Source organism: Klebsiella sp. K5-204 (assembly GCF_030128585.1).
Taxonomy (GTDB): Bacteria; Pseudomonadota; Gammaproteobacteria; order Enterobacterales; family Enterobacteriaceae; genus Klebsiella; species Klebsiella quasipneumoniae.
Genome location: NZ_JAKUZS010000004.1, coordinates 341,046 through 359,530, shown reverse-complemented (window position 1 = coordinate 359,530; position 18,485 = coordinate 341,046). Strand labels below are relative to the sequence as shown.

The window sequence follows — 18,485 nt, the reverse complement described above, 5'->3', positions numbered from 1 at the left end:
GTGCTTAACGATCCCCGTTTTACTGCTGAAGTAGAGCTAACCATTCCCTTTCACGACGTCGATATGATGGGCGTCGTCTGGCATGGCAACTATTTCCGCTACTTCGAAATTGCCCGCGAGGCGCTGCTTAACCAGTTCAACTACGGCTACCGGCAGATGAAAGCCTTCGGCTATCTGTGGCCGGTGGTGGATACCCGCGTGAAGTACCGGGACGTTATCACCTTCGAGCAGCGTATTCGCGTCCGCGCGCGTCTGGAAGAGTTCGAAAACCGCCTGCGCATTGGCTATGAAATTTTTGCCGCCGAGAGCGGCAAACGCACCACCACCGGCTACACCATCCAGGTCGCGGTGGACGAAAAAAGCGGCGAGATGTGTTTTGTCAGCCCGCAAGTTCTGTTTGAACGCATGGGGGTCACGCCATGAAATTGCTGCTGTTGGTGGGACTGTTCATCAGTCCGTTGGTCAGCGCGCTGACGCTCGATGACCTGCAAAAACAATTTAGCGAACAGCCGGTGGTGCGCGCCCACTTCGATCAAACCCGCACCATAAAGGATCTTCCGCAGCCGCTGCGATCCCAGGGGCGGATGTTGATCGCCCGCGACCAGGGCTTGCTGTGGGATCAAACCTCACCGTTCCCGATGCAACTGCTGCTGGATGACAAACGGATGGTGCAGGCGATTAACGGCCAGCCGCCGCAGACCGTCACCGCCGAAAACAACCCGCAGATGTTCCAGTTCAACCATCTGCTGCGCGCGCTGTTCCAGGCCGATCGTAACGTGCTGGAGGAGAACTTCCGCGTGGAATTCGCCGATAAAGGCGACGGGCGATGGACGCTGCGCCTGACGCCTGTCACCACGCCGCTGGATAAGATTTTCGCCAGCATCGATCTCGCCGGAAAAACCTACCTGGAGCATATTCAACTCAATGATAAACAAGGCGATCGCACCGATATCGCCCTTTCCCAACATCAACTGACGCCAGCGCAACTGACCGATGACGAACGCCAACGCTTTGCCGCCCAGTAAACGTCCTGCGCTGATCTGGGGCGTCGTCTGCCTGATACTGGCGGGCGCGCTGCTGGCGCTGTTGCCGCAGGCCCGGCTCAACAGCAGCGTGCTGGCGATGCTGCCCAAACAGACGCTCGGCGCGATCCCCCCGGCGCTGAACGACGGCTTTATGCAGCGTCTGGATCGCCAGCTGGTCTGGCTGGTCAGCCCCGGTAAACAGGCCGACCCGCAGGTGGCTCGCGACTGGCTGCGGTTGCTGCAAACCTCAGACGCGCTGGCCGAGCTCAAAGGCCCAATGGATGCCGCCAGTCAGCAGGCCTGGGGAACGTTTTTCTGGCAACATCGCAATGCGTTAATCGACCCCGCCACCCGCGCACGTCTGCAGGAGGGCGGCGAAGCGCAGGCCCAGTGGATCCTTTCGCAGCTCTATTCGGCGTTTTCCGGGGTCAGCGGTAAAGAGTTACAAAACGACCCGCTGATGCTGATGCGCGGCTCACAGCTGGCGATGGCGAATAGCGGCCAGCGGATGCAGCTGCAGGACGGGTGGCTGACCAGCAAAGACGCGCAAGGCAATGTCTGGTATCTGCTGCACGGCGAGCTGGCGGGTTCGTCGTTCGATATGCGACAGACGCACCGCCTGGTGACCACCCTCGCGCAGCTTGAAAAGGAATTAAAAGCGCGCCACCCGCAGGCGCAGCTGCTGTCGCGCGGCACCGTATTTTACAGTGATTACGCCAGCCAGCAGGCGAAGCGCGATATCTCCACTCTCGGCGCGGCCACCCTGTTCGGCGTCATCCTGTTGATCGTGGCCGTGTTCCGCTCGCTGCGTCCGCTGCTGTTATGCGCGATCTCTATCGCTATCGGCGCACTGGCCGGCACCGTTGCCACGCTGCTGCTGTTTGGCGAGCTGCATCTGATGACCCTGGTGATGAGCATGAGCATTATTGGCATTTCCGCAGATTACACGCTCTATTACCTGACCGAACGGATGGTCCATGGCGCAGCGGCTTCACCGTGGCAAAGCCTTGTTAAAGTACGGAAAGCGCTGCTGCTGGCGCTGCTTACCACCGTGGCGGCTTATTTAATCATGATGCTGGCCCCCTTCCCGGCCATTCGCCAGATGGCGCTATTTGCGGCCGTGGGGCTAAGCGCCTCATGCCTGACGGTGATTTTCTGGCAGCCATGGCTGTGCCATGGGCTCCCGGTGCGTCCCGTTCCAGCGATGGTGCTGATGTCGCGCTGGCTCGCGGCATGGCGGCGTAACAAAAAACTCGCCATCGGTCTGCCGGTGGTTCTGGCCATTTTCTCCCTGACGGGGCTCGCTCTCCTGCGGGTGGATGACGATATCTCACAGCTGCAGGCGCTACCGCAGAATATCCTCTCCCAGGAGCATGCCATCACCGCGCTCACTGGCCAAAGCGTCGATCAAAAGTGGTTCGTGGTTTACGGCGACACGGCGCAACAAACGCTGCAGCGGCTTGAAGCCTTTATGCCCGCACTGGCTAAAGCGCAAACCGACGGTATGCTTGGCGGGTATCGCGCCATTCCGCTCAATTCACTGGCCCGCCAGCAGCAGGATCTGGCCCTGCTGAAGCAGGCGGCGCCGGCCATCGGCCAGGCGCTGAATAACGCCGGACTCACCGCTGTTCACCCCGACCTGCGGCCGATGCCGGTGACAGTCGGCGACTGGCTTGCCAGTCCGGCCAGCGAAGGCTGGCGGCTGCTATGGCTGACGCTGCCGGATGGCGAAAGCTGCGTACTGGTGCCAGTGAGCGGGGTGAAAGATAGCCCGGCGCTGAAGGCGCTCAGCACAACCCAGACTGGCGTGGCGTGGGTCGATCGTAAAAGCGATTTCGACCAGCTTTTCGCGCTCTACCGTCATATTTTAACCGGGCTGCTGGGCGTTGCGCTGGCGGTGATTGCCTGCGGCGCCGCTATCCGCCTTGGCTGGCGCAAGGGCTTAATAAGCCTGGTGCCGTCGGTATTGTCGCTGGGATGCGGCCTGGGGGCGTTGGCGCTCATCGGCCACGCCGTTAACCTGTTCTCCTTACTGGCGCTGGTGCTGGTACTTGGGATTGGCATCAACTACACCCTGTTTTTCAGCAACCCGCGCGGCACGCCGCTGACATCGCTGCTGGCGGTTACCCTGGCGATGATGACCACCTTATTAACGCTTGGCATGCTGGTGTTTAGCGCCACCCAGGCCATCAGCAGCTTTGGCACTGTCCTGGTCAGCGGTATTTTCACCGCTTTCCTGCTGTCGCCGCTGGCGATGCCGAGCAAAAAAGAGAAAAAAAGACGATGAGAAGACCATCATTCTGGCGCGCCTTCGCGCTCTTCACCGCCTTATTGCTGGCCGGCTGCAGTCATTCGCCGCCGGAGCCGCAAGGCCGTCCGCAGGCGTGGCTGGAGCCGGGTACGCGCGTCACGTTGCCGCCGCCGGGCATCTCGCCGGCCATCAGTTCCCAGCAGTTATTGACCGGCCGCTTCAACGGCCAAACCCAGTCGCTGCTGGTGCTGCTCAATGCCGATGATAAAAAGCTCACGCTGGCGGGCCTGTCGTCCGTCGGTATCCGCCTGTTCCTGGTGACCTATGATCAACAAGGGCTGCGCGCGGAACAGTCGATGGTGATCCCGCAACTGCCGCCCGCCAGCCAGGTGCTGGCCGATGTGATGCTCAGCCACTGGCCGCTTAGCGCATGGCTGCCGCAGCTGCCGAAAGGCTGGACGCTAACCGACCGCGGCGACAAACGCGAACTGCGTAACGCGCGCGGAAAACTGGTCACCGACATCACCTATATCAACCGCAAAGGCAAGCGCGTGCCGATTAGCATCGAGCAGCACGTCTTTAAATACCACATCACCATTCAATACCTGGGTGACTGAGATGATCTTCATTTCTGCTGTCGGCATGATTAACGCCCTGGGACGCGATAATGATGAAATCGCCGCCAATCTGGCCCGCGGTATAGCGCCCGGCATGCGCCCGCGTGAAGGGTGGTTACAGGGGCATCCGCAGGCGATTTTCGCGGGGGTGGACGGCGAACTACCCGCCATTCCCGATACCTTTCGCGACCATCGTTCGCGCAATAATCAGCTGCTGCTGGCGGCGCTGGCGCAGATCCGGCCGCAGGTGGATCGCGCTATCGCCCGCTATGGCCGGGATCGGGTCGCCGTGGTGTTGGGCACCAGTACGTCAGGGCTGGATGAAGGCGACGTACACGTTAATTTGACGCTTAACGGCAAGGCGAGCGAGGCCTGGCGCTATCCACAGCAGGAGCTGGGCGACCCGTCGCGTTTTCTCAGCCGCTGGCTGGCGCTGGATGGTCCGGCATATACCCTGTCAACCGCCTGCTCCTCCAGCGCGCGGGCGATGATCAGCGGACGGCGGCTCATTGAGGCGGGACTGGCGGATGTGGCGATCGTCGGCGGCGCGGATACCCTTAGCCGGATGCCCATCAACGGCTTTCACAGCCTGGAGTCGCTCTCCACGACGCAGTGCCAGCCGTTTAGCCGCGACCGCTGCGGGATCACCATCGGCGAAGGGGCAGCGCTGATGCTGCTGACCCGCGAGCCGCAGCCCATCGCGCTGCTGGGTATCGGCGAATCCAGCGACGCCTGGCATATTTCCGCCCCGCATCCCCAAGGAGAAGGGGCGATGCGCGCCATTCAGCAGGCGCTGGACGACGCGGGCATCATGCCGGAGCAGGTGGGTTACATTAACCTGCACGGCACCGCTACGCGGCTTAACGACCAGATAGAAGCCCGGGTGATCAACGCGCTGTTTGGCGAAAGGGTGCCCTGTAGTTCCACCAAACATCTGACCGGACATACGCTGGGTGCGGCGGGGATCACCGAGGCCGCCATCGGCATGCTGATCCTGCAGCGCAATCTGTTGTTACCGGCACAGGATTTCAGTCAGTCTCCGCAGGATGACACGCTACCGCCGTGCGGGCTCATTGAACATCCGCAGCCGCTGTCGCGGCCAGTTATCCTGTCGAACTCTTTTGCCTTTGGCGGCAATAACACCAGCATCCTGCTCGGGAGAATGTCATGAGCCACTTTTTATCACCCGGCAGTTACCTGCCGCACGACGCGCCGATGCTGCTGCTGGAAGAGGTCGAGGCGGTGACTGCCGACACCGCCACCTGCCGCGTCGCGGTCTCACCCGGCAGCGTTCTGGAGCCATTTCTCGATACCAACGGCGATCTTCCCGGCTGGTTCGCCCTTGAATTAATGGCGCAGACCGTCGGCGTCTGGTCCGGCTGGCACCGCCAGCAGCAAGGACAAACATCGCTCGCTTTAGGCATGGTGCTGGGCGCGCGCGAACTGGTTTGCGCGGCCGGGAGCCTGCCGGGCGGAAAGACGCTGTCCATCAGCGTGAAGCTCTTGATGCAGGATGAACGTTTCGGCAGCTTCGAAGGCACCATTATGGTGGACGATGACGTCCTGGCCAGCGGGCGGGTCAACACCTTCCAGCCCACAACAGAAGAACTTAGCACTTTATTTCAACAAGGAGCGTCAGAATGAGTCGTTCAGTTTTGGTTACCGGCGCCAGCAAAGGCATCGGTCGCGCTATCGCCTGCCAGCTGGCAGCGGACGGTTTTGTGGTGGGCGTCCACTATCATCGCGACCGCGCGGGGGCGCAACAGACGCTGGAGGCGATAACCGCCGCCGGCGACGACGGCCGGCTGCTGAGTTTTGACGTCGCCGATCGTCAGCAATGCCGCGAGGTACTGGAGCAGGATATGGCCGACCATGGCGCATGGTATGGCATTGTCAGCAACGCCGGCATCGCCCGCGACGGCGCCTTCCCGGCGCTTGGCGATGACGACTGGGACGCCGTGATCCACACCAACCTCGACAGTTTTTATAACGTCATTCATCCCTGCATCATGCCGATGATTAGCGCGCGCCAGGGCGGACGTATCATCACCCTCTCCTCGGTTTCCGGCGTCATGGGCAACCGCGGCCAGGTCAACTACAGCGCCGCCAAGGCGGGCATTATCGGCGCCACCAAAGCGCTGGCGATAGAACTGGCAAAACGCAAAATCACCGTTAACTGTATTGCGCCGGGTCTTATCGACACCGGGATGATTGACATGGAAGAGCACGCGCTGAAAGAGGCGATGACCATGATCCCGATGAAACGCATGGGTCAGGCCGACGAGGTGGCCGGGCTTGCCAGCTATTTAATGTCGGATATCGCGGGCTACGTCACCCGCCAGGTCATTTCCATCAACGGGGGGATGCTATGATACGCCGGGTGGTCATTACAGGGATGGGCGGGGTGACCGCGTTTGGCGAAAACTGGCAGGATGTCGCCACCAGGCTGCGGGAATATAAAAATGCGGTGCGTAAGATGCCGGAATGGCTGGCTTATGACGGACTGCATACGCTGCTGGGGGCGCCAATCGACGATTTCACCCTGCCGGAGCATTATACCCGCAAGCGTATCCGCGCGATGGGGCGGGTATCGCGACTCTCCACCCGCGCCACTGAGCTCGCGCTGGAGCAGGCCGGGCTTATCGGCGACACCGTGCTGACCAACGGCCAAACCGGCATCGCTTACGGCTCGTCAACCGGTAGTACCGGTCCGGTGAGCGAGTTCGCCACCATGTTGACGGAGAAACATACCAACAATATCACCGGCACTACCTATGTGCAGATGATGCCGCATACTACCGCGGTGAATACCGGATTATTCTTCGGTCTGCGGGGGCGCGTGATCCCCACCTCCAGCGCCTGCACCTCCGGCAGCCAGGCGATTGGCTACGCCTGGGAAGCCATTCGCCATGGTTACCAAACGGTGATGGTGGCCGGCGGGGCCGAGGAACTCTGCCCTTCGGAAGCCGCAGTATTCGATACCCTCTTCGCCACCAGCCAACGCAATGACGAACCGGCCCTCACCCCCTCTCCGTTCGATGAACAGCGAGATGGTCTGGTGATTGGCGAAGGCGCCGGCACGCTGATCCTTGAAGATCTTGAGCATGCCAAAGCGCGCGGCGCAACCATCTACGGTGAAATCGTCGGGTTCGCCACTAACTGCGATGCGGCCCATATTACCCAGCCGCAGCGCGAAACCATGCAGATCTGCATGGAACAATCGCTAAACATGGCGGGCTTAAGCCCCCGTGACATCGGCTATATTTCGGCCCACGGCACCGCCACCGATCGCGGCGATATCGCGGAAAGCCAGGCAACGGCGGCCGTTTACGGCGACAGCGTGCCGATCTCTTCGCTGAAAAGCTATTTCGGCCATACGCTTGGCGCTTGCGGGGCGTTAGAAGCGTGGATGAGCCTGCAGATGATGCGCGAAGGCTGGTTTGCGCCAACGCTGAATCTCCATAAACCGGACGCCAACTGTGGCGAACTGGATTACATCATGGGGGAAAAGCGCAAACTGGAGTGTGAATTCCTGCAGAGCAACAACTTCGCCTTCGGCGGCATTAACACCTCAATCATTATTCGACGCTGGCCTTGAAATGTATCAGCTTTTTCTGGGTAAGATCTCCGCCCTTAGCGCCCTGCCGTTACCGCCTGCGTTGATGGCGCAGGCGCCGGACGGACCGCGACGAGCCAGCTGGCTTGCCGGCCGCGCGCTGCTGGCGCAGGCGGCTGCCCCGCTGACGGATATTCAGCTTGGCGAACAGGGCAAGCCTGCCTTCCCCGTCGCGCGCGGGCTTTGGTTTAACCTTAGCCACAGCGGCGACGATATTGCCCTGCTGCTCAGCGATAAAGGCGAGGTGGGTTGCGACATCGAAGTGATTCGCCCGCGCGAAGGCTGGCGCCGCCTGGCTAACGCCCTGTTCAGCGAAAGCGAGCACCAGGAACTGGCGCAGGCTTCGCCGGCGCAGCAGCTCACGGTCTTCTGGCGTATCTGGACGCGCAAAGAGGCGCTGGTGAAACAGCGCGGCGGCAGCGCCTGGCAGATGGCCTCCGTTGACAGCGCCTGTCACGGCCCGCTGTCGCTCAGCCAGATTCTGCACGATGGGTTAAGTATTGCGGTCTGTACGCCGACGCCGTTCACGCTGACGGACGCGCGCATTCAACATTTCAGCGGCGCGGTTAAAGCGATCAAAAGATGATGGCGGAAAAGCCGCTCGCCTTTCGGAATATTGGCAGCCAGCGAACCGCTACACTTATCAGGCGCGACTCACAAAAGGAATACCTATGTCCCCTCCGCAGGCTGATAAAGCCGGGCTCCATATTTTACTTAAGCTGGCGGCGCTGGTGATTATCCTCGCCGGGATCCACGCCGCCGCCGATATTCTGGTGCAGCTCCTGCTGGCGCTGTTTTTCGCTATCGTCCTCAACCCGCTGGTCACCTGGTTCATTCGCCGCGGGGTGCGGCGCCCGTTCGCCATTACGCTGGTGGTGACGGCAATGCTGGTCATGCTGACCGCGCTGCTTGGCGTGCTGGCGGCGTCGCTCAATGACTTTGTCGCCATGCTGCCCGATTTCAACCGCGCCCTGACGCGTAAGATCGTCCAGCTCCAGGAGTATCTCCCCTTTCTCAACCTGCATATCAATCCGGAGCGCATGCTGCGACGTATGGATTCAGAACGGCTGATGACCTGGGCCACGACGCTGATGACCCAGCTTTCCGGGGCGATGGCCAGCATTGTGCTGCTGGTGATGACGGTGATCTTTATGCTATTTGAGGTTCGCCACCTGCCCTACAAACTGCGTTTTGCCCTCAATAACCCTCGCCTGCATATCGCCGGGCTGCACCGGGCGCTGAAAGGCGTCACCCACTATCTGGCGCTGAAAACGCTGATCAGCCTGTGGACCGGCCTGATTGTCTGGCTGGGGCTGCTGGCGATGGGGGTGCAGTTCGCGCTGATGTGGGGGGTGCTGGCGTTCCTGTTGAACTATGTGCCGAATATCGGATCCGCCATCTCCGCCATCCCGCCCATGCTGCAGGCGCTGCTGTTCAGCGGCATCTATGAGTGCCTGCTGGTCGGGGCGCTGTTTCTGGTGGTGCATATGGTGTTGGGCAACATGGTGGAGCCGCGCATGATGGGCCACCGGCTGGGGATGTCGACCCTGGTGGTGTTCCTGTCGCTGCTGGTCTGGGGCTGGCTGCTGGGGCCGGTGGGAATGCTGCTCTCGGTGCCGTTAACCAGCGTCTGTAAAATCTGGATGGAGACCACCGTCGGGGGCAGCAAGCTGGCGATCCTGCTCGGCCCGGGGCGCCCCAAAAGCCGGCTCCCCGGCTAGCGGCGTTTCACCGGCCAGAAGATGGTCAATACGCCGGCGACGATAATCGCCACGCCCAGAAGCGATTGCCAGTGGAACGGCTCATGCCAGCCGGGCAGCCAGATGGCGGCGGCCCACACCAGGATATAGCTCAGGCTCAGCAGCGCATACGCTTTTGATAACGGCAGACGGTGGAGGGCAAAGTACCAGCAGACCATCGACAGCAGGTAGCCCAGCAGGCCGAAAAACAGGCCGAAGGTGCCGGGCTGGAGATGCAACAGATGCTGGAGAAACGCCAGAATATCGGTCAGCGGCGGCAACACCACCATGGCGCTGCGCAGCAGCAGCTGCGCGCCGCTGACGAGGCCGACGCTGAATAATGCCCAGAGAAAGCCCATCAGACGCTGGTCCCCAGAATGACAATGCCCACGACGATCAACCCGACGCCAAACCAGTGGCGGGGAGCGACCGGCTCATGCCAGATGCCCCAGCCCGCGAGGGTGACCCAGACGAAGTTCAGACTCAGCATCGGATAGGCGATGCTCACCGGAATTGACTGCAGGACGCTCAGCCACAGCAGCATGCCGCAGCCGAGGCATAACAGCGCCATCCCCAGCCAGAAGAGTATATGACGACTCCGCCGTCCGCGACGGGACGGGCGGGTCGCCTGTTTCTGGCACAGCTGTCCGGCGCAGCTCAGCAGGCTGGCGAACACCAGACAGATCCAGACGCTCATTGCGGCAGATACTGAAGGAAAACGACCCGCCCCAGCTCGTAAGCGTTATCGGGTTTCGGTAACGGTAAGTCGAGCATACTCTCTCCTTTATCCATCAACAGCACCAGCGAGACCGGCCCCTGCTGACGATGCGCGGCCAGCCAGTCGGCAAACCCGGCCTGGCTGACAAAGCTTCCCTGAGCGTCCGGCCAGTCGAGACCGTACTTCAGCTCACCCTGTTTGTCGAACATAATAATATCGCTTCGCTTCAGCTCCCAGGCCAGGCCGCCGGCGATCCCGACGTTGTTGGTCAGGACGTAGCGGCTGGGCTGCAGGGATTCGCTGACGATATCCACGAGGAACTGCGGCTGTTTGCTGTCGATAACCCGGTCCGGGATGGCGAAGCCCACCAGCAGCGCCAGGCCGAGCGGGCAAAGCGCCGCCAGGCTCCAGCGGCGGCCAGCGTCTTTCATCGCCAGCCAGCCCATCAGCGCCCAGACGGCGAAGGCGATCGCCGCCAGCAGACATTTATACAGCTCAATCTTGGTCCACACCGGCTTATGCATCACACCCCAGGGCGAGACCACCAGCACGGCGATCAGCCCCAGCAGGCCGACGCCCAGGTTGATCATCCCGTTGACCCGTAACGCTTTCGCGCCGGTCTTCGCCGCCTCCAGCGCGTAGCGCGCCATCAGGATCGACAGCGGCGCAAAGCACGGCAGGATATAGGTCGGCAGTTTGCCTTTGGCGATACTGAAGAACAGGAGCGGCATCGCCACCCAGCCTAACAGATACAGCGCGCCGCGGGCCTCATCGCGCTCAAGCCAACCGCGCTTCAGCGCCCCCGGCAGCAGGGCCAGCCACGGCAGGCTGCCGGCGATCAGGAACGGGATGTAGTACCAGAACGGCGCTTTGTGCTGGGCGTCTTTTTCGGCGAAACGCTGAATATGCTCGACCCAGAAGAAGTAGCGCCAGAAGTCCGGCTCGCGCTGGGCGATAGCCAGCCCCCAGGGCAGCACCACCAGCGTACAGACGACCACCGCCAGCCAACCGTAGGTCAGCACTTCACGCCAGCGTCGACGGGCGATCACCCACGGCAGAACGCCCACTACCGGCACCGCCAGCGCAAGGAAGCCTTTGGTCATCACCCCCATACCGCAGGCGACGCCCAGCAGCGCGTAACCCAGTATTTTGCCGCTGCGGCTCTGCGCCTGCGTCGCGCCCCAGAAACTGCACATCGCCAGCGCCAGCCACAGGGTGATCATCGGGTCCAGCACTGCATAGGTGCCAATCGCATACACCAGCATCGCGGTGAGAAAAATCACCGGCGACAGGACGGCTACCTTTTTGTCGCGAAAGACGCGCCACGCCAGCCAGGCCACCAGCACGGCGGTCATGGTGATGGCGAAGACCGACCCAAAGCGTACGCCGAAGTTATTATGGCCAAACAGCCATTGACCGATACTGTTGATCCAGTAACCGGCAATCGGCTTTTCGAAATAGCGCAATCCGAGAAAATGCGGCACCACCCAGTCGCCGGTGGCCAGCATTTCACGGCTGATCTCCGCGTAGCGGGTTTCATCGGGTTGCCAGAGCAAACGGAAATTAAGCGGCAGCAGGTAATACAGCGCAAACAGCGCAATCAGAGAGACGCCATAGCGAATGCTTTTCATCAAACACCCGAAGTCAGTAATTGTTCACGTCCGAGCCAGCCTTCCCGGCCAGCCAGTTCACCCCGAACCACTTTGCCAGACGGCAGCTCGCTAAAGTCAGCGGGCAACAGCTGGCTCAGTGGGCAAAACTGAATTTCTTCTTCCGCCGCCATGGTCAGCAGTTCATTGAACTGATCCGCGTAGGCAATGCCTTCCACTTCGGCGTGAATGGTATAGACCGGCACGCCCGGGTCGCGATGGATGCAGTCGAGGAGATAGCGGTTAAAGCCGGCGATATCCACCGCCGTGCCCACCGCCTCGTCCCAGGTCGGCAGCGTGACCGGGATCTGCACCGTACCGGAGATGCCGCTGCCGAGCTGGGGCAGAAACGGCCGCGTGCCGCGACAGTCGCTGTTGTAGAGGAAATCGAAGGATTCTTTGGCTTTCACCACTCGCTGATCGGCGCGCCAGCCGGCGACAGCCGAGCAGGTGACCGGCCGGCCGATGATGCGTTCGAGCTCCAGCAGGCCGCGCTCAACCTCCAGCGTCAGCCGTTCCTGCGGCCAGACGCCGCTCCACGCCTGCCAGCTGTAGTGGTCCCAGGCGTGCAGGCCCACTTCATGAGACTCGGCGGCAGCGCGGATCACCGCCTCGTTCCCCGCGCCGATGCGGCGTCCCGGCCACGCGGTGCCGGCCAGCAGAATATCCCAGCCGTACAGCGAGGCCGCTCTGGAGCGCAGCATCTTCCACAGAAACTTCGGTTTTACCAGGCGCCACAGGTGGCGCCCCATATTGTCCGGCCCGACGCTGAAGAAGAAGCTTGCCTGGATCCCGTGCTGACCCAGCAGGTCCAGCAGCCGCGGAACGCCGTCCCGCGTGCCGCGAAAGGTATCGACATCTATGCGTAAGCCGACCTGTTTCATGGATTTTTAGCGTCCACCAGTTCAACCGTGCGCAGGAAGAAGTCCAGCGTATGCTCAACGGTCTCTTCCATCTCCACCTTCGGCTCCCAGTTCAGGCAGCGTTTGGCGTTGCGGATGCTCGGTTTGCGATGCTCAACGTCCTGATAGCCCTTGCCGTAGTAGTCGCTGCTTTCCACTTCGCGGAAGCCGGCAAACGGCGGGAAGCGATCGCGCAGCGGATGGCGTTCGAAGCAGGCCAGCAGCATCTCCGCCAGCTCTTTGATGCTCGCTTCGTTATCCGGGTTACCGATGTTGATGATCTGCCCGTCGCAGCGGCCGTCTTTGTTCTCGATGATGCGGAACAGCGCTTCGATACCATCGCTGATGTCGGTGAAGCAGCGCTTCTGCTTACCGCCTTCGATGAGCTTGATCGGCGAGCCTTCCACCAGGTTGAGGATCAGCTGGGTGATGGCGCGGGAGCTGCCGATACGCGCGGCGTTGAGGTTATCCAGTCGCGGCCCCATCCAGTTGAACGGACGGAACAGAGTGAACTTCAGGCCATTCTTATCGCCGTAGGCCCAGATCACGCGGTCCAGCAGCTGCTTGGAGACCGAGTAGATCCAGCGCTGTTTGTTGATCGGCCCGACCACCAGATTGGAAGTGTCTTCGTCGAAGTTTTTATCTGTGCACATGCCGTACACTTCCGAAGTCGACGGGAAGATGATGCGCTTATTGTATTTCACGCAGTCGCGGATGATCTTCAGGTTCTCTTCGAAATCCAGCTCGAAGACTCGCAGCGGGTTGCGGGTGTACTCGATAGGAGTGGCGATGGCCACCAGCGGCAGCACCACGTCGCATTTCTTAATGTGATATTCGATCCACTCGGAGTGAATGCTGATATCGCCTTCCACAAAGTGGAAACGCGGGCAGTCGAGGAAACGGCTGATGGCGTCGGAGCCGATATCCAGGCCGTAAATCTCATAGTTGTCGTCCTGCAGCAGGCGTTCGGTCAGATGGTTACCGATAAAGCCATTGACGCCGAGGATCAGCACCCGGGTGCGACGCTTAACCGCCACCACCGGTTTGCTGCTGATCACCGCCCCGGACACCAGGCCCAGCCCCTGCGCCAGCTGGGCGCCCTGCATGTACACCCCGCGTTCGGTCTGGCCGGTGACAATCTCCAGCGCCCCCTCCTGGCACGCCACGATCAGCGGCGCAACGGAGATAACGGTACCCGGTTTGGCTGCCGGCAGATCATGACGGACGCGGGATTTCCAGACGATAAACTTGTTCGCGCCGGCGTAGCCGAAGGCGCCCGGCCACGGATCGGAGACCGCGCGCACCAGATTGTGCAGGGTCTGCGCCGGCTGCTCCCAGTCGAGGCGGCCATCTTCCGGGGTACGACGCCCCACATAGGTCGCCTGGCTGTGATCCTGCGGACGTTCATCGGTGGTTCCGGCGAGGATCGCCGGCAGCGCCTGGCCCAGCAGCCCGGTGGCGGCGGCGCACAGCTTGCGGTGCAGCGTCAGGGCGGCGTCATCCGGGCCAATCGCCACGGCCTGCTGGGCGACGATATCCCCCGCGTCGGCGCGGTTCACCATCCGGTGCAGGGTGACGCCGGTTTCGCTTTCGCCATTGACCAGCACCCAGTTCAGCGGCGCGCGGCCGCGATATTTCGGCAGCAGCGAACCGTGCAGGTTAAACGCCCCTTTCGGCGCGAGACGGAGGATCTCATCGCCCAGCAGATTGCGGTAGTAAAAGGAGAACAGCACGTCCGGCTTCATCTCGCGGATACGCTCAATCCACAGCGGATGGTTCACGTCTTCCGGCGCCCACACCGGAATGCCCTGCTCGGCAGCAAGGCGCGCCACGGAGCCAAAGAAATGGTTTTCGCCAGGGTTATCCGGGTGGGTGAAAATAGCAGCGATATCATACCCGGCGTCCAGCAGAGCCTGGATACCGGTGCAGCCCATATCGTGATAAGCGAAGACTACGGCTTTCATGAACGATCTTCCTCTTTAGATGCCGTTTCCGGCTGGCGAACAACACGTTGAATAAAGTAGCGGGGACGCGCGCGCACGTCGTTATAGATGCGTCCGATATACTCCCCGAGCAGGCCCATACCGATAAACTGAGCGCCGATGAACATAAACAGCACGGCGAAGAGCATAAACACCCCTTCCGCCGCCCACTGCGGGCCAAAGGCCAGACGCAGCACCACCAGCAGCAGGCCGAAGGCGAAGCCCAGCAGGGCTATCACGCTGCCGAAAATGCTGAGCAGACGCAGCGGCGTGGTGGTCAGACAGGTCACCAGGTCGTACATCAGGTTGATCAGGCGCATAAAGCTGTATTTGGAGTCGCCGAATTCACGCTCGGCGTGCATCACCGGGATCTCCACCGCGCGACGGGCGAAGGTATTCGCCAGAATCGGGATAAAGGTGCTGCGCTCGTGGCAGTTGAGCATCGCGTCGATAATGTGGCGACGGTAGGCGCGCAGCATGCAGCCGTAGTCGCCCATCGCTTTGCCGGTGGTGCGCTGGATCAGGCGGTTGATCATCTTCGAGGCGGTTTTGCGGAAGATGCTGTCCTGACGGTTCTGACGGACGGTGCCCACCACGTCGTAACCTTCATCCGCCTTCGCCACCAGCCGCGGGATCTCTTCCGGCGGGTTTTGCAGGTCGGCATCAAGGGTAATAATCAGATCGCCCGTCACATGGCTGAAGCCGGCCATGATCGCCGAGTGCTGGCCGTAGTTACGGTTTAACAGCACGGCGACGACGTGACTGCCTTCCGCCTCGGCGGCTTCGGTGAGCATGCGCGCGGAATCGTCGCTGCTGCCATCGTCGATCAGCAGAATTTCATATTGCCGCCCCAGCGTGGCGCAGGCGGTTTCCGTACGACGAAGCAGCTCCGGCAGGCTATCCTGTTCGTTAAAAACCGGGATAACCACCGAGACCTTCTTCACGGGAGGGTAAGTAAGCATATCAACGTCCTGACAGCTGGCGCAGTGCGGAAATGACGCGAGTGACATCGTCATCGGTCATGTCCGGGAACAACGGGAGAGAACAGATGCGGGCGCTGTTCCATTCAGTATTCGGCAGGGAAACCTCAGGGAAGCGCTCGCGGTAATATTTTTGCGTATGGGCCGCACGGAAGTGCAGACCGGTGCCGATACCCATCGCCTTCAGCTTTTCCATCAACGCGTCGCGGCTGATGCCGCACGCAGCCTCATCGACGCGGATGATAAACAGATGCCAGGCGTGCTGGTGATCCCAGGCCGGGACGGTCAGGGGCGTAAACGGCGTGTCCGCCAGTTCGCACAGATAGCGCTGGGCAATTTCCGCCCGGCGCTGGTTGGCGTGAGGCAGTTTTTCCAGCTGGACCAGCGCCAGCGCGGCGTTGATGTCGGCAAGGTTGTATTTAAAGCCCGGAGCGATCACCTCCGCCTGCGGCGCGCGGCCGTGGGTCTGGCGGTCATAGGCGTCCACGCCGAGGCCATGGAATTTCAGGCTACGGATGCGGGAGGCCAGCTCGTCGTCGTCGGTGACAACCAGCCCGCCTTCAGCGCAGGTCATATTTTTGATCGCGTGGAACGAGAAAATCGCGGTCCCCTGCCAGCCTACGTGGCGGCCTTTATAGTGGGTCCCCGCCGCATGGGCGGCGTCTTCGATCACCGGGATGCCATGGCGCTCGCCCACCGCGCGAATGGCGTCGATATCGGCTGGCGCCCCCGCGTAGTGCACAGGAATAATCGCTTTGGTCCGCGAGGTGATCGCCGCTGCCACCGCCTCAGGGGTGATCATCAGATTGTCGTTATCGACATCGATCATCACCGGCGTGGCGCCCAGCAGGCAGATCATATTGAGGGTGGAGACCCAGGTCTGGGACGGCGTAATGACTTCATCGCCGGGGCCAATACCCAGCGCCATCAGGGTCACGTGCATCCCGCCGGTCGCTGAACTGACGGCAATCGCGTGGCGGTTGCCGGTCAACTGGCAGAATGCCGCTTCAAGTGCCTGATTCTTCGGCCCGGTGGTGATCCAGCCCGACGCTAAAACTTCACGCAGCGCTGCCAGCTCTGCGTCGCCCATCGACGGGCGCGAAAAAGGCAAAAAATCGCTCATCATCATCCTGTTCTGTAGATGACCCACGCACAAATCAGGGTCGTTAGAATAAAATATCCTGCGCCTGTGGACTTAAACGAAATTAAAATGAAGTGAGTTCAGCGCGGCATTCCATTTCAGGGTATTTCGACCACTATTAATGTAGTTGACCTTGCTTAGGATAATATTAAGAAATTAATCTTTTCTCAGCATAGCCAAATAAATCATTAATAAACAGAATGATAGGTTTTATTTATGGCAGAATTTTGACAAAAAAACGTTCCTGTCTGGAAAAGCAAACAGGAACGCTATCGCGGAAAGTAAACGGGGGTTAAACCAGATAACAATTAATGACGCTGTCTTTGTCACGCTTGATGACAAAAAGTTAGCGCAGATCACAAAGTTATTTCTGCATAATTACAAATTTGCAGGAAAATCCGCAGGCAATTCACTCGCCGGGCAATTAATTACCTCATCATTATCTGCGCCACAGTCGCGAATGAAGGTGATGGTGGCGAACTCGTCAATCACTTCTGTCGGGTAGGCCGGGCCGGCATCGCGGTAAGAATTCATCAGCGGAATGTGATCGTTCTGGAAGCAGACGGTTTTTTCCGGGTTATTCATGATCCAGCGCGGGAAGAAGATGGTGCCGTGGAACAGTTTATCGCCCAGGTTGACGATCAGGCTCACGTCGGTACCGGTCGGTTCGGTCCAGGAGATTTTGTAGATACTTTCCCCCACCCGCACGATGTACGCTTCCTGATCTTTCACCCAGCGATTGCCGACGATGCCGCTGTGAATACGGTAGTCGAGGGTATGGCCGTTTTTGACGTAAATTTCGTAGTTCCAGCCGTTGTCGTAGGTGTAGACCAGATGTTTACCGATAAAGCCGCTGAGGTCATGTTTGTCGAAAGTGCTCATCATTTGTTCTCCTCTGTGTTGTTGAGGACAGCATACGTCTTTAAAAATTGAATGAATAACGCTATGTTTGGATTAAATACATCCAAATTTTAGATTGATTATGCACAAGACAACCCTGGAGCAGTGGGCATTACTGGAAAAGGTAGTGGAACTCGGGAGCTTTGCCAGAGCGGCGGAGGAGACCAACCGCAGTCAGTCTTCGGTGAGCTATAACCTCGCGCTGCTGCAGGAGCGCTTAGGGGTGGCGCTGCTGGCGCCGTCCGGTCGGCGGGCGGTGCTGACCCCGGCCGGCGAACTGCTGCTGAATCAGGTCAAACCGTTGCTGCAGGCCTTCGCCTACGTTGAGACGCATGCTGCCACTCTGCGCAACGGGGCGCGCACCCGTTTGGACCTGGTGGTCGACAGCATTTTCCCGCGCCAGCGGCTGTTCGCCATTTTGCGCCAGTTTCAGCAGCGTTATCCGCAGACTCAGGTCAGACTCACCGAAGTGCTGGAAAATATTGATGACGAGGGCGCGGCGCGAACGGAAGCCGATGTCATGGTTCTGACCCGCCGCCAGGATATTACCGGCCGCGGAGAGTGGCTGATGAATATTGATTTTATCGCCGTCGCCCACCGCGACCATCCTCTCGCCGCCCTCGACGGTCCGCTGGAGGATAGCGCGCTGGCGCCATGGCCGCTGGTGCGCATTGCCGACCAGAGCGGCGATGGCCAGGCGACGCGTGACGCCTGGACCTTCTCCACCATTGACGCGGCCATTGATGCGGTGATGTATCAGGTCGGCTTCGGCTGGCTGCCGGAAGAGCGCATTCGTTCCCATCTCGATCAGGGCGTGCTGAAGCGGCTGCCCCTCAGCCACGGCGCGCGCCGCGCGACGCCGCTGCATCTGATCGTCAAGCGGGATCTGGCGCCGATCGACGAACAGGTGGCCACGCTGCTGGGGTTGTTCCGGACGCCCTGAGGGGTAAGGCGGCGCCTGCCCC

The 18,485-nt window shown here is 60.6% G+C and carries 19 protein-coding genes; 11 read left to right on the top strand and 8 right to left on the bottom strand.

From position 1 onward, the window contains the following. The 10 genes from MKR05_RS13215 to MKR05_RS13170 all read left to right on the top strand — a co-directional run bounded on the left by MKR05_RS13215 (position 1) and on the right by MKR05_RS13170 (position 9,230). Positions 1-423, top strand: coding sequence for a thioesterase family protein (locus MKR05_RS13215; RefSeq protein ID WP_284118594.1), 423 nt, complete (start codon positions 1-3; stop codon positions 421-423). After that, positions 420-1,025, top strand: coding sequence for an outer membrane lipoprotein carrier protein LolA (locus MKR05_RS13210; RefSeq protein WP_049014526.1), 606 nt, complete (start codon positions 420-422; stop codon positions 1,023-1,025). The genes MKR05_RS13215 and MKR05_RS13210 overlap by 4 nt, the downstream gene beginning before the upstream one ends. Further along, on the top strand, positions 994-3,312 hold the full coding sequence (locus tag MKR05_RS13205; protein ID WP_284118595.1) for an MMPL family transporter: 2,319 nt from the start codon (positions 994-996) through the stop codon (positions 3,310-3,312). The genes MKR05_RS13210 and MKR05_RS13205 overlap by 32 nt, the downstream gene beginning before the upstream one ends. After that, complete coding sequence (locus MKR05_RS13200; protein ID WP_049014523.1) at positions 3,309-3,893, top strand: DUF3261 domain-containing protein; 585 nt, start codon at positions 3,309-3,311, stop codon at positions 3,891-3,893. The genes MKR05_RS13205 and MKR05_RS13200 overlap by 4 nt, the downstream gene beginning before the upstream one ends. Position 3,894: 1 nt before the next feature. Continuing rightward, positions 3,895-5,064, top strand: coding sequence for a beta-ketoacyl-[acyl-carrier-protein] synthase family protein (locus MKR05_RS13195; protein ID WP_072422207.1), 1,170 nt, complete (start codon positions 3,895-3,897; stop codon positions 5,062-5,064). Continuing rightward, the gene (locus MKR05_RS13190) at positions 5,061-5,537 is read left to right on the top strand and encodes a 3-hydroxy-fatty acyl-ACP dehydratase (protein ID WP_072413848.1); all 477 of its coding nucleotides are present in this window, start codon (positions 5,061-5,063) and stop codon (positions 5,535-5,537) included. Before MKR05_RS13195 ends, MKR05_RS13190 begins: the two co-directional genes overlap by 4 nt. Next, complete coding sequence (locus MKR05_RS13185) at positions 5,534-6,265, top strand: 3-ketoacyl-ACP reductase FabG2 (protein WP_065812648.1); 732 nt, start codon at positions 5,534-5,536, stop codon at positions 6,263-6,265. Before MKR05_RS13190 ends, MKR05_RS13185 begins: the two co-directional genes overlap by 4 nt. Further along, positions 6,262-7,491, top strand: a complete 1,230-nt coding sequence (locus tag MKR05_RS13180; protein ID WP_023291256.1) for a beta-ketoacyl-ACP synthase — start codon at positions 6,262-6,264, stop codon at positions 7,489-7,491. The genes MKR05_RS13185 and MKR05_RS13180 overlap by 4 nt, the downstream gene beginning before the upstream one ends. A gap of 1 nt (position 7,492) precedes the next feature. Continuing rightward, positions 7,493-8,095 (top strand): 4'-phosphopantetheinyl transferase AcpT, encoded by a 603-nt coding sequence (gene acpT / locus MKR05_RS13175; protein WP_072422206.1) that lies wholly within the window; start codon positions 7,493-7,495, stop codon positions 8,093-8,095. Between the two features lie 85 nt (positions 8,096-8,180). Further along, entirely contained in the window at positions 8,181-9,230 is a 1,050-nt protein-coding gene (locus MKR05_RS13170) for an AI-2E family transporter (RefSeq protein ID WP_004202085.1), read from the top strand. Here the strand turns inward: MKR05_RS13170 and arnF are convergent. From arnF to MKR05_RS13130, 8 genes are all read right to left on the bottom strand, one after another. Next, positions 9,227-9,607 (bottom strand): 4-amino-4-deoxy-L-arabinose-phosphoundecaprenol flippase subunit ArnF, encoded by a 381-nt coding sequence (arnF, locus tag MKR05_RS13165; RefSeq protein WP_032454284.1) that lies wholly within the window; start codon positions 9,605-9,607, stop codon positions 9,227-9,229. The genes MKR05_RS13170 and arnF overlap by 4 nt on opposite strands. Beyond that, complete coding sequence (arnE, locus tag MKR05_RS13160; RefSeq protein WP_023291259.1) at positions 9,607-9,945, bottom strand: 4-amino-4-deoxy-L-arabinose-phosphoundecaprenol flippase subunit ArnE; 339 nt, start codon at positions 9,943-9,945, stop codon at positions 9,607-9,609. Before arnE ends, arnF begins: the two co-directional genes overlap by 1 nt. Then, positions 9,942-11,597, bottom strand: a complete 1,656-nt coding sequence (gene arnT, locus MKR05_RS13155) for a lipid IV(A) 4-amino-4-deoxy-L-arabinosyltransferase (RefSeq protein ID WP_023291260.1) — start codon at positions 11,595-11,597, stop codon at positions 9,942-9,944. Before arnT ends, arnE begins: the two co-directional genes overlap by 4 nt. Beyond that, complete coding sequence (gene arnD / locus MKR05_RS13150; RefSeq protein WP_072422205.1) at positions 11,597-12,499, bottom strand: 4-deoxy-4-formamido-L-arabinose-phosphoundecaprenol deformylase; 903 nt, start codon at positions 12,497-12,499, stop codon at positions 11,597-11,599. The genes arnT and arnD overlap by 1 nt, the downstream gene beginning before the upstream one ends. After that, positions 12,496-14,481, bottom strand: coding sequence for a bifunctional UDP-4-amino-4-deoxy-L-arabinose formyltransferase/UDP-glucuronic acid oxidase ArnA (arnA, locus tag MKR05_RS13145; protein WP_032454287.1), 1,986 nt, complete (start codon positions 14,479-14,481; stop codon positions 12,496-12,498). The genes arnD and arnA overlap by 4 nt, the downstream gene beginning before the upstream one ends. Continuing rightward, complete coding sequence (gene arnC, locus MKR05_RS13140; RefSeq protein ID WP_048298531.1) at positions 14,478-15,461, bottom strand: undecaprenyl-phosphate 4-deoxy-4-formamido-L-arabinose transferase; 984 nt, start codon at positions 15,459-15,461, stop codon at positions 14,478-14,480. The genes arnA and arnC overlap by 4 nt, the downstream gene beginning before the upstream one ends. A 1-nt stretch (position 15,462) precedes the next feature. Then, positions 15,463-16,602, bottom strand: a complete 1,140-nt coding sequence (gene arnB, locus MKR05_RS13135; protein ID WP_048298533.1) for a UDP-4-amino-4-deoxy-L-arabinose aminotransferase — start codon at positions 16,600-16,602, stop codon at positions 15,463-15,465. Between the two features lie 396 nt (positions 16,603-16,998). Then, positions 16,999-17,505, bottom strand: coding sequence for a phenolic acid decarboxylase (locus tag MKR05_RS13130; protein ID WP_012540376.1), 507 nt, complete (start codon positions 17,503-17,505; stop codon positions 16,999-17,001). A 97-nt stretch (positions 17,506-17,602) separates the two neighbouring features. On the opposite strand from MKR05_RS13130, the gene MKR05_RS13125 reads away from it, so the two are divergent. Next, entirely contained in the window at positions 17,603-18,463 is an 861-nt protein-coding gene (locus MKR05_RS13125; protein ID WP_048298535.1) for a LysR family transcriptional regulator, read from the top strand. The last annotated feature ends 22 nt before the right edge of the window (positions 18,464-18,485 follow it).